Origin of the sequence: Pseudomonas sp. Irchel s3h14 (assembly GCF_900187425.1) — a bacterium.
GTDB lineage: Bacteria > Pseudomonadota > Gammaproteobacteria > Pseudomonadales > Pseudomonadaceae > Aquipseudomonas.
Map to the genome: position 1 here is coordinate 251,262 of NZ_FYDJ01000004.1, position 14,560 is coordinate 265,821.

10 protein-coding genes are annotated in these 14,560 nt (G+C 61.0%); 3 read left to right on the forward strand and 7 right to left on the reverse strand.

The genetic code is table 11. The features are described 5' to 3' along the window. Positions 1-40: 40 nt before the first annotated feature. The 5 genes from CKW16_RS10355 to glgA are packed head-to-tail and all read right to left on the reverse strand — an operon-like array spanning position 41 to position 8,631. The gene (locus CKW16_RS10355) at positions 41-355 is read right to left on the reverse strand and encodes a DUF2934 domain-containing protein (RefSeq protein WP_095128327.1); all 315 of its coding nucleotides are present in this window, start codon (positions 353-355) and stop codon (positions 41-43) included. Between the two features lie 21 nt (positions 356-376). Continuing rightward, a complete protein-coding gene (locus CKW16_RS10360) occupies positions 377-3,163 on the reverse strand; it encodes a malto-oligosyltrehalose synthase (protein ID WP_095128328.1) in 2,787 nt (928 codons plus the stop codon). Beyond that, entirely contained in the window at positions 3,160-5,238 is a 2,079-nt protein-coding gene (gene malQ / locus CKW16_RS10365; protein WP_095128329.1) for a 4-alpha-glucanotransferase, read from the reverse strand. Before malQ ends, CKW16_RS10360 begins: the two co-directional genes overlap by 4 nt. Continuing rightward, positions 5,235-7,031 carry a malto-oligosyltrehalose trehalohydrolase gene (gene treZ, locus CKW16_RS10370; protein WP_095128330.1) on the reverse strand — a complete coding sequence of 599 codons (1,797 nt, stop codon included), beginning with the start codon at positions 7,029-7,031 and terminating at the stop codon, positions 5,235-5,237. The genes malQ and treZ overlap by 4 nt, the downstream gene beginning before the upstream one ends. Before the next feature lie 13 nt (positions 7,032-7,044). After that, positions 7,045-8,631, reverse strand: coding sequence for a glycogen synthase GlgA (glgA, locus tag CKW16_RS10375; RefSeq protein ID WP_095128331.1), 1,587 nt, complete (start codon positions 8,629-8,631; stop codon positions 7,045-7,047). Positions 8,632-9,192: 561 nt separating this feature from the next. Between glgA and CKW16_RS10380 the strand changes: the two genes are divergently transcribed. Together CKW16_RS10380 and nudC are read left to right on the forward strand one after the other, a co-directional pair. Continuing rightward, on the forward strand, positions 9,193-10,005 hold the full coding sequence (locus tag CKW16_RS10380; protein ID WP_095128332.1) for a crotonase/enoyl-CoA hydratase family protein: 813 nt from the start codon (positions 9,193-9,195) through the stop codon (positions 10,003-10,005). A 6-nt stretch (positions 10,006-10,011) separates the two neighbouring features. Continuing rightward, complete coding sequence (gene nudC, locus CKW16_RS10385) at positions 10,012-10,842, forward strand: NAD(+) diphosphatase (RefSeq protein ID WP_095128333.1); 831 nt, start codon at positions 10,012-10,014, stop codon at positions 10,840-10,842. On the opposite strand, the gene CKW16_RS10390 is transcribed toward nudC, so the two are convergent. After that, positions 10,810-11,589 carry a TSUP family transporter gene (locus CKW16_RS10390; protein ID WP_095128334.1) on the reverse strand — a complete coding sequence of 260 codons (780 nt, stop codon included), beginning with the start codon at positions 11,587-11,589 and terminating at the stop codon, positions 10,810-10,812. The genes nudC and CKW16_RS10390 overlap by 33 nt on opposite strands. 214 nt (positions 11,590-11,803) lie before the next feature. Continuing rightward, on the reverse strand, positions 11,804-13,042 hold the full coding sequence (locus tag CKW16_RS10400) for an acyl-CoA dehydrogenase family protein (RefSeq protein WP_095128336.1): 1,239 nt from the start codon (positions 13,040-13,042) through the stop codon (positions 11,804-11,806). A 368-nt stretch (positions 13,043-13,410) separates the two neighbouring features. Here CKW16_RS10400 and sfnG point away from each other — a divergent pair, with 368 nt between their 5' ends. After that, complete coding sequence (gene sfnG, locus CKW16_RS10405; RefSeq protein WP_095128337.1) at positions 13,411-14,505, forward strand: dimethylsulfone monooxygenase SfnG; 1,095 nt, start codon at positions 13,411-13,413, stop codon at positions 14,503-14,505. Positions 14,506-14,560 lie beyond the last annotated feature (55 nt).

Here is a 14,560-nt window from a genome sequence, read left to right on the forward strand (position 1 = left end):
AGGCCCGCCACGAGGTCAATCAGGACACAGGTGAGAGGCGTCAGACAGCGGGCGGTTTACGCGCTGCTCGAGGCTTTTTCTCGTTGGCTTTTTCGCCCGGCGGGATGACCTTGGAGGCAGCGGCGGGCTTGGCTTTGGTTTTTGGCTCCGCCGCCTTGCCATTGGCTTTGCTGGCAGGGGCCTTGGCGGCGGCTTTGCTTCCAGCGGCTTTTGGCGATTTGCTCGGTGCCAGGGCTTCGGCTTCAGCCAGTTTGCGGGCCATCTCCCAGTGGCGAGCGTCCTGGCCCTCGGGTTTTCCTTCCGATTCCCAGATTTGATAGGCGAATTCGCGGATGCGTTTATCGTTTGTGCTCATCGCAATGCTCCTGAACTGAACTCAAGTGTGGGTAGTTTGGATAAAAAGATTGATCGGAAAATCCACTAGCGCGTCGCTGATGTTCAACTCCCTTTGGTGTGTGACTGTTGTGCTTGAAAAAAGTCCCTTCAAATTTTCATCAGGGGCGGTGAACGATAATTTGACCCGTGTATCGCCCCACAGCGGCGCTTCAATCCGGGGTTCGGCACTGTTTTTCAGCAGTTCGGCGCAGCGTATCGGTACGATCACGATGGCGTGTTTTCCTTCCAGCGCGCGAGCAAATGCGAGCACCCGGTGAGCCTGGCTGCCGACGACTTCAAGGGCTTGATACGTCCCTCGTCGAAACAGTTCGGTGTGCTCGAGCCGCAGGTTCAATACTTGTGCGATCAGCGCTTGTTTAATGCGCCCATCGCGCCACTTAGCCAACAATTCGGGCAGTTCCAATGGCGTCTGCATCGACTGCTGTCGGCTGGTGTAATCCACCGGCCGGCGGTTGTCCGGATCGACCAGCGAGAAGTCCCAGTACTCGTTGCCCTGATACAGGTCCGGTACCCCCGGCACGGTCATGCGCAGCAAGGTTTGCGCCAATCCGTTGAGTGCGCCGGGGACGGCGATGCTCTTGGCTGCTTTGCCGAGGGCAGCGCGTAACAGTTCACCTTCGGGGCTCAGAAGCAGACGTTGCAGGAATTGCTGAACCGCTTGTTCATAAGCCTCGTTTGGCGCGCTCCAGCTGCTTTGCAACTTGGCTTCGCGCAAGGCTTTCTGTTGCCACTGCCACAGGCGTTGAGTGTAGTTCTCCAAGGCTGCTTGATCGTCACTGCGCATATCGAGCGGCCAGCTGCCGAGGATTGCTTGATAGAGGATCAACTCATCGCCCGCAGTCGGCATCTGGTCGTCATCACCCAGGGGGCGGGCGAGGGTCCGCCAGAGCGGGACTTGCTCGGCGTACCAGGCACTGCGCTCGCTCAGCACCGCCAGGCGCGCGCGGGTGTCTTCGCCGCGTTTGTGGTCGTGGGTCGCGGTGGCCAACAAATTGTCGGGGAAGGCTTCGAGACGGCTGATGCAAGCCGCATGGAAATCGGCCACCGGCGCGCTGAACTGCTCGGTACTGAAGCCCACGTCATTGCGCGACAACAATGTCGCCGAGCGATAGAACGCGGTGTCCTCCACAGCCTTCGCCGCCGCCGGTGATGTCAGTTGCTGAAAACGCACACAGGCATGCTTGAGCACCTTGCGCGTCCGGCCCAACGAGCGTTTGCGCCAGGGTTCACCGCCCAGCCAGCGGGCCAGGCAATCGAGTACCGGCCAGTCGGCCTCGCCGAGGGTAAGTCTGGCACCGTCCATGGCTTGCTGGAAAAACACATCGTCTTCAGCCGAACGCCCACGGGGGCTGATATAGGTGCGGTACACCGGGAAATGCACGATCAGTTCCTGCAACGCCCGACGGATCGCACCGAGGGTCAGGTCGCGGGTCATCAGGTCATCCCGGGCCACTTGCAACAGGGCCTGGGCGACGCTTTCGAAGTCTCCGGCGAGGGAACCGTTGAGGATCTGCTGGCGGGCCAGTTGCGCTTCCTGACGGAAATCGGCGGGCCGTTCGCTGTAACGATTCCACAGTTCGGCCAAAGTGTTGGCGCCTTCCGGAGCGTGTTGCAGCAGCGACAGCTGGTTCATGAACTCGTAACCCGTGGTGCCATCCACCGACCAATCACGGTGCAGGGTTTCACCTTCGCCGAGGATCTTCTCGACGTAAATCGGCAGGTGCCGATCCGGCGACAGGCTGTCGACCCGCCGCCGCAATTTGCGGCAGTAACCCCGAGGGTCGGCGAGGCCGTCGATATGGTCGATGCGCAGACCGTCAACCAGGCCTTCAGCCACCAGTTCGAAGATTTTTGCGTGGGTGGCTTCGAACACGGCCGGGCGTTCGACCCGCAGGCCGCCCAGTTCGTTGATATCGAAAAAACGCCGCCAGTTGATGTCGTCTGCCGCCGTGCGCCAACTGGCCAGGCGATAGCTTTGCTGTTCAAGCAACAGGTGCAGGCGCTGGAAACCTTCGGGCGTGAGCGAGTCGTAAGCGCTGAGGTTGTGCTGGATGGCCTGCAGAATCGCCGGATCACTGGCCAGTTCACGCAGCTCTGTTTTCAGCGGTATCGCCAGACTGTGGGCGTCGGTTTGGTAGCTCAAGGTGCTGAATCGGTCTGCCAGCGATTTGAGCGATTCGGCGCTCAGTGGGTCATCGGTCCTGAGCAGTTCGCCGTAATTCGTCGGGCAGATCGGGAAGTGATGCTCATAGTGCTCGACATAAAACGCGCCCTTTTGCGCATCAAAGCGCAGGGGCAGGGTGCCGTCCTGCAAGGCGATGCCGTAGTCGCTGCCGAGGAAGGGCAGCAGCAACTGGCCTTCCATCAACGGGTCGGGTGAATGCCACTGGATATCGAAGAACTCGCCGTAAGGACTCAGGCGTCCCCATTCCAGCAAATCCTGCCACCAGGGATTATCGCCACCGCCGACCGCCATGTGGTTGGAGACGATGTCGAGGATCAGCCCCATGTTCAGCTCGCGCAATGCACTGACCAAACGCCGCAGCGCCGCTTCGCCGCCCAGCTCCGGGTTGACCGTGGTCGGGTCCACGACGTCGTAGCCATGCATGGAACCGGCGCGGGCGCTCAGCAGGGGGGATGCATAGACATGGCTGATGCCGAGGCTGGCGAAGTACGGCACCAGCGGCACCGCATCGTCCAGCGTGAAGTCTTTATGGAACTGCAGCCGCAGGGTCGCCCGCAGCGGTTGGGTAAGCGTTTGCTTCATTGGTCACGCTCGGCCGCCTGAAGCCGCGCACAGGCGAGCAGTTCCAGGCGGCGGGCGGCGTCCGGGTCATCGAGCAAAGCTTCGCTGTCGCCGGGCAGGCGTCGGGACCAGTTGGGGTGCGTGTCGATGGTGCCGGGCAAGTTGGCTTGCTGTTCGATGCCCAAGGCATCTTCCAGCGGCAGCAACACCAACGGCGCACGGGTATGGCCGAGGAAACGTATCGCAGCGTCGAGCACCTGATCGGTTTCATGGGACTCTTCGCGAAAGTTCTGCGGGTCCTCGCTCAACACCCGGCGCAGGCCTTCGCGCTCGCGTTCGCGGTGATGACGCCATTCGATTTCACCCGGGGCGTCGACCAGGCCCAGTCGGGCGTTCCAGTCGATATCACGGCCATGCCACCAGCCATTGAGCGTCGGCAGGTCGTGGGTGCTGGTGGTCGCGAGGGCATTGTCCGGCCAGTCGAGAATCGGTTTGAAGTGCGCGTTGTCCTGTTCGAACAGCAGCACGCGCATGCCGAGGATCGAACGGGCGATGAGCTTTTCTCGCAGACCGTCAGCCACAGTGCCGAGGTCTTCACCGAGGACGATGGTCTGGTGGCGATGGGACTCGAGGGTCAGCAAACGCAGCAGGTCATCTACCGGGTAATAGAGGTAGGCGCCGTCGGCGGGTGATGCGCCATTGGGGATCACCCACAGCCGTTGCAGGCCCATGACGTGATCGATGCGCAGGCCACCGGCGTGGGCAAAATTGGCGCGGAGCATTTCGATGAAGGCACGAAAGCCGTTGCGCACCAGACCTTCGGGCGAGAACGCGGAAATCCCCCAGCCCTGGCCGGTGCGGTTGAGAATGTCCGGTGGTGCACCCACGGTCAGCGAGGCGAGCAATTCGTCCTGACGACTCCAGGCCTGACTGCCACCGCCATCGGCACCCACCGCCAGATCGGCGATCAGTCCAATGCTCATGCCGGCGCTGCGGGCGGCGGTTTGTGCGCGTTCCAGGCAGCGGGTGATCAGCCATTGGCAGAAGGCAAAGAAGCCGATGCGCCCGGCGTTCTCTTCGGCGAATTCGGCCAGGGCCGCGCTGCGCGGGTTTTGCCATTGCTCGGGCCACTGGCGCCAGTCGAGGCTTTCACCCTTGGCAGCACGGACTTCTTGAATGGCTTCAAAGCGGCAGTGGTTTTCCAGGGCTTCGCCAGCGGCGTGACGGAAGCTGCTGAAGTCGGCATGCAACGGGTGTTCGCCCTGGACAAAGCCTTCGTACAACGCCTGCAACAGACGATGTTTGGCTTCGGCCGCCACCGGCCAATCAATCAACGGCAAGGCTTCAAGGTGCTTGAGTTCCGCCGCCAGGCCGGTTGCATCAATCGCGGTCCGCATCGCTCGATCACCGAGGATGGCACCCGGTGCGGCGTACAGGCTGTTGAGAAACAAGCGGCTGGACGGCGAATAAGGACTGTAACGTTGGGTGTCGCTGCCGAACATCGCATGCAGTGGACTGATCGCCAATGCTTCGGCACCGCGTTCGCCGGCCACTCGGGCCAGGTCTTCGAGTGCCTGGGTATCGCCGAAACCGCCATCGCCCGGACGACGCAGCGAGTACAACTGCACGCTCAGGCCCCAGGCGCGCGGGATCGGACTGTCGACGGCATCGCCGACGCTGTAGCAGCGCGTCGGTGCCACGGCTAACGTGAATGACTGCCCGTCGATGCTGACGTGCTGATAACCGACCGGGATCAGGCCGGGCAGTATCGCCTCGGCATCCAGTTTTAAATGAAGTCGCGAGCCATCTTCAAGGTGGATCTCGCACGGTGTTTCGGGCCCAAAGTAATGCGCCAGGCTGAGGCCGACACCGAAGTCGGCGGTCAGCAGCGGCGGCAGGTGTCGGGTCTGTTGCACCTGTTGCAGTTCCAGCAGGCTGGCGTCGATTTCCTGGGCGCTGCCGGCAGGGTGGCCGAGTCCGGTGAGGACGTTACGCAACACCGATGGAGCGACTTTCTGTGGGCGGCCGTTGGCGTCGATCCAGTCGACGGCCAGGCCTGCTCGGCTGGCCAGTATTTCCAGTTGCGCATCGCTCATGGGCGCTCTCCATCCGGGGGTAGCAAAGGGGCTGCGGCCGTGAGGCTGACTAGCGCGCAATACGGGGCAAGGGTGCCCTCATCCAACAGACCGGCTGACTGTGGCGGGAATTCGAACAACAACGAAGCGTCGGCCTGTGGGGAGTGGACCACCGGCGTGTCGCTGAGGTTCAGGTCAATGCACAACTGACTGCCATCGCCCAGTCGCCAGCGCGCCGTTACCGCACCTGCGCCCAGCACCTCGGCGCCCAGTGCTTGCGCACCGGGCAGGCGGGGAATGATCTGCTGATGACGGATCTGCAACAGTTGGCGATACAGGTCGTGCATGGCGGATTGTCGGGTTGATGTCAGCTCGGGCCGTGAAGCCTCAAAGGTCTGGCGTGCGTTGGGGTCGGGAATCTGCTCGCGCTTGTGCGGATCAGCAAACGCGCTGAAGGCGGCAAACTCGTTACGTCGTCCCTCGCGGACCAGTTCCGCCAGTTCACCGTGATGGCTGGTGAAGAACAGGAACGGTTGCTCGGCGGCGAACTCGTCGCCCATGAACATCAGCGGGATCATCGGTGACAACAGCAGCAATGCGGTGGCTGCCTTGAGCGCATCGGGGTTGGCCAGTTGATGCAATCGTTCGCCCAAGGCGCGGTTACCGATCTGGTCGTGGTTTTGCAGAAACAGCACAAAAGCACTGGGCGGCAAGTGACCGCTGGGCTCGCCACGGGTTGTACCGTGACGGGTCACGTGGCCCTGAAACACAAAACCCTGGCTCAGGCAGCGGGCCAGTTGTTCAGTGGGGTTTTGTGCATAGTCGGCGTAATAGGCGTCGGTTTCGCCAGTCAGCAGCACGTGCAAGGCATTGTGGCCGTCGTCGTTCCACTGCGCGTCGAAGCCTTCTTCGAGCAGGCTGGCCTGGTTGTGTTCGTTTTCAACGGTCAGCCACACATGCCTGGCCGGATCGGTTTGCAGGCGAACCTTTTGCGCCAGTTCCTGAAGAAAGTCAGGGTCTTCGATGGCGTGTACCGCGTCCAGGCGCAAGCCATCGAAGCGGTACTCCAGCAACCACATCAACGCATTGTCGATGAAGAAGTCCCGCACCTCGCGCCGCCGGAAGTCGATGGCCGCACCCCACGGGGTGTGCTTGTCTTCGCGGAAGAAGGCCTTGGCGTAGCGATGCAGGTAGTTGCCGTCCGGGCCGAAGTGGTTGTAGACCACGTCGAGAATCACCGCCAAGCCATGGCCGTGGGCGGTGTCGATCAGGTGTTTGAGTTGTTCGGGAGTGCCGTAGGAGGCTTGGGGCGCGTAGGGCAGGACCCCGTCGTAGCCCCAATTGCGATCGCCGGGGAACTGCGCCAGCGGCATCAATTCGATCGCACTGATGCCCAGCTCTACGAGGCGCGCCAGGTGCTGCTCGACTTCGCTAAAGCCGCCGAGCGCACCGACGTGCAATTCGTAGATCACCGCCTCATTCCACGGCCGCCCGAGCCAGGCGCTGTGTTGCCATTGATACGCAAGTGGATCGACCACCACGCTGTGGCGGTCGATATCACCGGCCTGCGCGCGGGAGGCCGGGTCGGGCACCTCCAGCTCGCCGTCGATGTTGTAGCGGTAACGCGTGCCGGCGGGGCAGCGGGTGTTGATCACGAACCAGCCATCTGCCTGGGGCAGGAGTGGCAAGGACTGTCCATCTTCCAGTTCGACACTGACGTAAAACGCATCTGGCGCCCACAAGGCAAAACGCGTGTGCTCTGCGTCCAGCATGATTGCGCCGTGGGGCCAGGTCTCAAGGGTCCGTAACGGCATCTATGAAAACCTCTTAATGTTTGCCCGATTTACCCAGCGCTTTGGTCACCAGTTTTTCGTAGAGTTCGGCGTACGGTTCGACCGCCTTGCACCAGTTGAAAGGCGCGGCCATGGCCCGGCAGCGCATGGCATGGAGCAGGTCGGGGAAGGCAAAAACCTTGAAGGCCCGGCTCAGGGCCTCCTCATAACTCTCGGCCGTGGATTCGTCGAACAGGAAACCGGTCACGCCGTTTTCAATGGTATCGGCCAAACCACCGGTGTTGCGTGCCACCGGCAACGAACCGAAGCGCTGGGCGTACATCTGGCTCAGGCCGCAAGGCTCGTAACGCGAAGGCATCAGCAGGAAATCGCTGCCGGCGAACATGCGACGGGCGTCGGTCTCGTTGAAACCGATGCGCACGCCGATCTGGCCTGGAAAGCGCAGGGCCAGTTCACGCATGGCTTGTTCTTCTTCCGGCTCGCCACGACCGATGATCGCGATTTGCCCGCCAGATTTGACTATGTACTCGGAGACGGCTTCGGTCAGGTCCAGGCCTTTCTGATAGACCAGTCGCGAAACCACGGCGAACAGCGGACCTTCGCTATCGTCCAGGCCAAACAGCTTGCGCACGTGGGCGGCGTTTACCGCTTTGCCTTCCCAATCGCCAATTTTGAAGGGGCGGAACAGGTGCGGGTCGGTGGCCGCGTCCCAGCTTTCATCGATGCCGTTGGGAATACCACTGAGCAGACCTTGCTGGGTCTTGGCGGCAAGAAAACCGTCGAGACCGCAGCCGAAGGCCGGGGTGGTGATTTCCTGGGCATAGGTGGCGCTGACGGTGGTGATGTGGCTCGAATAAGCCATGCCGGCCTTGAGGAACGACATCTTGCCGTAGAACTCCATGCCTTCCTGTTGCAAGGCATGCATGGGAATACCCAGTTCTGGGCACGACCCAAGACTGGTCACGCCCTGGTAGGCGAGGTTATGAATGGTGAACAGCGTCGGGGTGCGCTGTCCACGCCAGTGCATATAAGCAGGCGCCAGACCGGCAGGCCAGTCATGGGCGTGCACCAGGTCCGGGCACCAGTGGATTTGTGCGAGGTTGGCGGCGATATCGGCGGCGGCCAGGCCCAGACGGGCGAAACGAATGTGGTTGTCCGGCCAGTCGCGGCCGTTGTTGGCACCGTAAGGCGAACCCTCGCGCTCGTAGAGCTCGGGGCAGATCAACACGTAAATGACCAGACCGTCGGGCATGTCCATGCGCCCGATCTTGCAGGGGGGCAACGCGGCGTGACCACCGAGCTCACCAATGATATGAATCGGGTTTTCGCTGTGCAGCACTTGCGGGTAACCGGGGATCAACACGCGCACATCGTGCAAGTGAGCCATGGCTCGCGGCAGCGCTGCGGAAACGTCGCCCAGACCACCGGTTTTCACCAGATCGGCAATCTCCGAGGTGACGAACAGGACTTTCTTCTTGTTGGGATTCTGACTGGCCACCGGTGCCAGCGTCTTGGTGCCGGGGACGCTGATCGATTGGTGGCTTGGGGCGCTCACGGCGCTCGTTTCGCCGACCTGCTGATGAGCACGTTCTCCCTGAATATCTAAAGCCGCACTGATCATATGAATCTCCCGTGTTGTTGATCTAATTCTTAGGTCTGGCACAAACGGTGTTTCGTGGCCAATTCCTGTGGCCGGGCGCAAACGCGCTGCGCATCGGTGAGCAAGCGCTGCCAATACGATGAAGCAGAATGGCTGTAGAGATCGTTGCAAGGATTGCACCAGTCGCAACGCACCTCCTTTTAAGCTGACCCGTCACGACCGGCAAAAGTTTCGACTTTCTTTCCGCTTTATGACCGACCGGTTTCGCCCCGCGGAACTGAGTCTAGGCCAGAACTTAGAGCGTGTGAGACCAGATGGCAAAATTGTTCGACAATCGGTTTAAAGAGGTACGGACGTACCGCTTGGAGGGAGAAACGCACCGACGAAGGGCATGTTTTTTTACCTTTTTGCCTCAAAAAAAAGTCGAGATGTCACATGAATGTGCGATGCGCGGCAATGCTCGCGCACCGTTGTGGTGCGCAGGCTAAGTCCCGTCTTTGGCCGAACCGCTGCCTTACGGTCCGCCTTGATGCCTTGTTATAGTCCGGGCCTCATTTTCTGCCCGGTAAAAGGATCACTGCCATGTCTCAGTACACTGCGTTCACCGTCGAACTGGCCGATAAAATCGCCCATGTGCAGATCAACCGGCCGGAAAAGATCAATTCGATGAATGCCGCGTTCTGGAGCGAGATCATCGAAATTTTCCAGTGGGTCGACGACACCGACGAAGTCCGGGTGGTGGTGCTCAGTGGTGCGGGCAAGCATTTTTCTTCTGGCATCGACCTGATGATGCTGGCTGGCGTGGCCAATGAACTGGGCAAGGACGTGGGGCGCAACGCGCGCCTGCTGCGCCGCAAGATCCTCACCCTGCAAGCGTCTTTCAATGCCGTCGACAATTGCCGCAAGCCGGTACTGGCGGCGGTTCAGGGTTATTGTCTCGGTGGCGCCATCGATCTTATTGCCGCCTGCGACATGCGTTACGCCGCCGAAGACGCACAATTCTCGATCAAGGAAATCGACATCGGCATGGCGGCCGACGTTGGCACTTTGCAACGCTTGCCGCGGATCATTGGTGACGGCATGCTGCGTGAACTGGCTTACACTGGTCGCACGTTCGGTGCCGAAGAAGCGCGTGGCATGGGCCTGGTCAATCGTGTTTACAGCGACACCGCCAGCCTGCTCGACGGTGTCATGGGCATTGCCCGCGAGATCGCCAGCAAGTCGCCGATTGCGATCACCGGCACCAAAGAGATGATCAGCTACATGCGCGACCATCGCATCGACGACGGCCTCGAATACGTCGCCACCTGGAACGCCGCCATGCTGCAATCCACCGATCTGCGCGTGGCCATGGCCGCCCATATGAGCAAACAGAAACCCGAATTTCTGGACTGATTAAAAATGACTTCACGCTGGACCACTGCAGTACTGGACACCGACCAACCCGGCGGCTGGGCCGTAGCGCGCAGCCCCGAAGGCTTTCTGTTCGATGACAATGGCGCGCTGTTCCCCCGTGAATGGCTCAAGCGCCAGGACCTGTCGATCCTTGCCGAACATGGCATCGGTCACCTGGACGGCGAACCGGTTTATTTACTGGAGCTGCGCAGTCACAGCGACGTGCCGGGCTGCAACTGGAAAGGCCTGCGGGCGTTCATGCTCGAAGGCGACCATACGGTTTACAAGGTGCTCGGTTATGCCGCGCAAATCGGTACCTGGGCCCGCGAACACCGCTTTTGCGGTAACTGCGGACAGGCGATGATCCAGGTGACTCGGGAACGGGCGATGTATTGCGAACCGTGTGATATACGCAGCTACCCGCGCATTTCGCCGAGCATGATCGTGCTGGTGACCCGGGGCGATGAAGTCCTGCTGGCGCGTTCGCCGCGCTTTGTCACCGGGGTCTACAGCACGTTGGCGGGGTTTGCCGAACCGGGCGAATCGGCCGAAGACTGCCTGATTCGCGAAGTCCGCGAAGAAGTGCAGATCGAGGTCAAGAACATCCAGTACATGGGCAGCCAGTGCTGGCCGTTCCCGCATTCGATGATGCTGGGTTTCCATGCCGAATACGCCGGCGGCGAGATCGTGTGTCAGGAAGACGAGATCGAAGACGCCCAGTGGTTCAACGTTCATGAGCTGCCGCCGTTGCCGGCGTCACGCTCGATTGCCCGTTACCTGATCGACGTCTATGTAGCGCGGCGCTTAGGCCACGCTGAACCAGTGTTGCCAGGCTAACCGCGCGGTCAAGCCCAGCACCACGGTGATGAACACCGGGCGGATGAACTTCGCACCGCCGCTGATGGCGGTGCGAGCCCCGAAGAACGCCCCGACCATCACCGACAGGCCCATGCTCAGGCCGATGATCCAGTCCACCTGCCCGGAAAACACGAACACCGACAGTGCCGCAATGTTGCTGACGAAGTTCATGCTGCGCGCCACGCCGCTGGCCTTCACCAGATCGATGGGGTACATCAGCATCGTGCTGACGGTCCAGAACGCACCGGTTCCGGGGCCGGCAACACCGTCGTAGAAACCGAGGCTGAAGCCTTGGGTCGATTGCCACTTTTTCTTGATCGGTGCGTCGCTGTCCAGCGGCGCTTTCGGCGTGCCGCCAAACAATAGATAGACGCCGCAGGCGAAAACGATCACCGGGAGCATCTTGTTCAGCCATTCCGCGGGCAGGTAGTGAGCGACCACAGCACCGGTCAACGCGCCCACCAGCGTGCCGACAATGGCGTGCATCCACTGCCTTGGATGGAACAGCTTGCGTCGGTAGAAGGTGAAACTGGCGGTGGCCGAGCCGAACGTCGAACTGAGTTTGTTGGTGCCCAGCACCAAATGCGGCGGCAGGCCTGCGGTCAGCAGCGCCGGGGTGGTTAACAAACCACCGCCGCCGGCAATGGCGTCGATGAAACCGGCAATGAAAGCGACGAGGGCCAGAATGGCCAGGGTGGTGAGGTCAACACTGAGTTCGAAAGGCATGGAATCGGCTTATTCGGCGGGGTGCAGGACAGGGCTGCGGGGAAGGGCCGATATCTTACCTATATCCAACTTCTGCGGCGACCGTGCTGATCGTTCCCACGCTCTGCGTGGGAATGCATCCCGGGACGCTCCGCGTCCCAGCGTTAACGGCGGACGCAGAGCGTCCATGGCGGCATTCCCACGCAGAGCGTGGGAACGATCAGCGCGCTGGTGGTTATTTTTGCTGTGGCCCATTCCCGATCTGCCACACAAACGGCGGCTCGGTCCCGTTGATCGCCCAGTCCCCGACAATTCGTGCCTTGTAGATCACCGGATTGTGCGACGACACCGTCCGCGCATTGCGCCAGTGCCGGTCCAGCGATTTACCCACCCGAGTATCCGAAGCCCCCAGTGCATTGAACAGCTCTGTGGTCGCTCGCTGTATCAGCTCCGACACCACCACCTGAGCCTTGGCCGATTCGATTTCCGCCGCGACATTCGCCTCCCGTTCAAGTACTTCATCTCCCGAAAACCGTGCCAGATAAGCCCGCTGCGCCGGTTGCGCAGCCTTCAAGGCGCTGGCCTCGGCCGCATACACCAGTGCCGCAATCTCACCGACCACTTGCTGCACTTGCGAATCCTGGCTGACGTGCTGCGCATTGCCATGGCTGTAGATGCGTTTTCGTTCACGTACTTGGTGAGCCACATCGCGCAACGCCGCACGACCAATCCCCGCCAGGGTCGCCAGCAACACCAGCTGATAAAACGCAGTCTGGTATTTGAAGCGGGTGGCGAAGTCGATGATGTTCTCGGCCTCCACGTCGGCATCGATAAACCGTGAGGTGCCACTGCCTGTGGTGCGCTGGCCGAAACCGTCCCAGTCGTCGCTCTGCACGATGCCGGGTTGGCGGGTTCGGACGGCGGCAATCACGTCGCCACCGGTATCGCTGCGTTGCGCATACACATCGATCCAGTCGGAAAACAGGCTGCCGGTGCTGTAGAACTTCTCGCCGTTGAGCCTCCACTGATCGCCATGAGGCGAGACTTTGGTGATGACGTCGCCAATCGCCACGCTGCCGATTTCGGTCCAGGCATTGCCGGCGATGTCACCCTCGACGAAGCGCTTGAACCACAGATCCCGAGCCGGCCCGGGCGCCGAGTTCAAGCGATCCTCGGCAAAGGCGAAGTGCCCACGCAAGGCCTGAGGCACGTTGGAATCGGCTTCGGCCAATTCGATCAGCAGCTCAAACAGTTGTGGCAGGGAGGCGCCGCCACCGCCGTATTCAACCGGAATCCGTACGGCGCCGAAACCGGCATCCTTTAGCCACTGAATCGGTTCGTATGGAAGGCTGCGGGACTGTTCGCGCTCAACGGCACCGGCGGCGATGCGTTGGAAAATTGGCCGGAATCTTGCGGCCAGCGCTTCATAGTCAGTGCCAGTGGACAGCGGATTGATTACCTGGTGTTCGGTCATGGGACGGCTCCTTGGATCGGCAGTAGAAAGTGTTGCGTCTGCCAGGGGCAATTGCATGGTCCATGCCGAAACCCAGATGCCAGTTATTGCGGGCTGGTCTGGGCTTACTTCGTCTGCAACTGTTGCCCTGTCAACAGCGCAGCAGCAAATTGCCTCAGACACACCCACATCCCTGTGGGAGCGGGCTTGCTCGCGAAAGCGGTGTGCCATTCAACATCTTCGTTAGCTGACACACCGCTTTCGCGAGCAAGCCCGCTCCCACAAGGATCTCGCTCGGCTCATGACAGTCGCGCCACAAGCCATGTTTCAGCGCTGGCACGGTTGCTGCTCTGACCCAAGGACTTCCCTAAAGTCCCGAGGACATGCCAATGAGTCAGCAAGCCGTCAAATTTGCCTACTGGGTGCCGAACGTCAGCGGCGGGCTGGTGGTCAGCAAGATCGAGCAACGCACCCACTGGGGCATCGACTACAACCGCAAACTGGCGCAACTGGCCGAAGAGGCGGGGTTTGAATACGCCCTGACCCAGATCCGCTTCACCGCCGGTTACGGTGCCGAGTACCAGCATGAATCCGTCGCCTTCAGCCACGCGCTGCTGGCAGCCACCACCCAACTGAAAGTGATCGCCGCGATCCTGCCTGGCCCTTGGCAACCGGCGTTGGCGGCCAAGCAATTGGCAACCATCGACCAGCTGACTAACGGCCGGGTGGCGGTGAACATTGTCAGTGGCTGGTTCAAGGGGGAGTTCCAGGCGATTGGCGAACACTGGCTGGAACACGACGAGCGTTATCGCCGCTCCGAAGAGTTCATTCGCTCGCTGAAGGGTATCTGGAGCCAGGACAACTTTACCTTTCGCGGAGACTTCTATCGCTTCGACAACTACAGCCTCAAACCCAAACCGCTGGGTCAGCCGGAAATCTTCCAGGGTGGCAGTTCCCGCGCGGCTCGGGACATGGCAGCGCGGGTGTCGGACTGGTACTTCACCAACGGCAACACCCCGGAAGGCATCAAGGCCCAGGTCGATGATATTCGCACCAAGGCGGCGGCCAACAATCATTCGGTGAAAGTCGGCGTGAACGCGTTTGTCATTGCCCGCGACACCGAAGAAGAAGCGCGAGCCGTGCTGGCTCAGATCATCGACCAGGCTGACCCGGAGGCGGTGAATGCGTTTGGCGATGCCGCGAAGCAGGCGGGCAGGGCGTCACCTGAGGGCGAGGGCAACTGGGCCAAGTCGACCTTCGAGGATCTGGTGCAGTACAACGACGGTTTCAAGACCAACCTGATCGGTACGCCGCAGCAGATTGCCGAGCGGATCGTCGCGCTGAAAGCGGTGGGCGTGGATCTGGTGTTGGCGGGGTTTCTGCACTTTCAGGAAGAAGTGGAGTATTTCGGCAAGCGGGTATTGCCGTTGGTGCGTGAGCTAGAAGCAAAAGCAGCGTCCAAGCAGCAGGCCGCGGTAGCCTGAACACCACAACTCCTGTGGGAGCGGGCTTGCTCGCGAAGACGGACTGACATTCACT

Coding starts and splice junctions, on each gene's coding strand:
- CKW16_RS10355 (WP_095128327.1), bottom strand. CDS start 355: ATGAGCACAAACGATAAACGCATCCGCGAATTCGCCTATCAAATCTGG.
- CKW16_RS10360 (WP_095128328.1), bottom strand. CDS start 3,163: ATGAAGCAAACGCTTACCCAACCGCTGCGGGCGACCCTGCGGCTGCAG.
- malQ (WP_095128329.1), bottom strand. CDS start 5,238: ATGAGCGATGCGCAACTGGAAATACTGGCCAGCCGAGCAGGCCTGGCC.
- treZ (WP_095128330.1), bottom strand. CDS start 7,031: ATGCCGTTACGGACCCTTGAGACCTGGCCCCACGGCGCAATCATGCTG.
- glgA (WP_095128331.1), bottom strand. CDS start 8,631: ATGATCAGTGCGGCTTTAGATATTCAGGGAGAACGTGCTCATCAGCAG.
- CKW16_RS10380 (WP_095128332.1), top strand. CDS start 9,193: ATGTCTCAGTACACTGCGTTCACCGTCGAACTGGCCGATAAAATCGCC.
- nudC (WP_095128333.1), top strand. CDS start 10,012: ATGACTTCACGCTGGACCACTGCAGTACTGGACACCGACCAACCCGGC.
- CKW16_RS10390 (WP_095128334.1), bottom strand. CDS start 11,589: ATGCCTTTCGAACTCAGTGTTGACCTCACCACCCTGGCCATTCTGGCC.
- CKW16_RS10400 (WP_095128336.1), bottom strand. CDS start 13,042: ATGACCGAACACCAGGTAATCAATCCGCTGTCCACTGGCACTGACTAT.
- sfnG (WP_095128337.1), top strand. CDS start 13,411: ATGAGTCAGCAAGCCGTCAAATTTGCCTACTGGGTGCCGAACGTCAGC.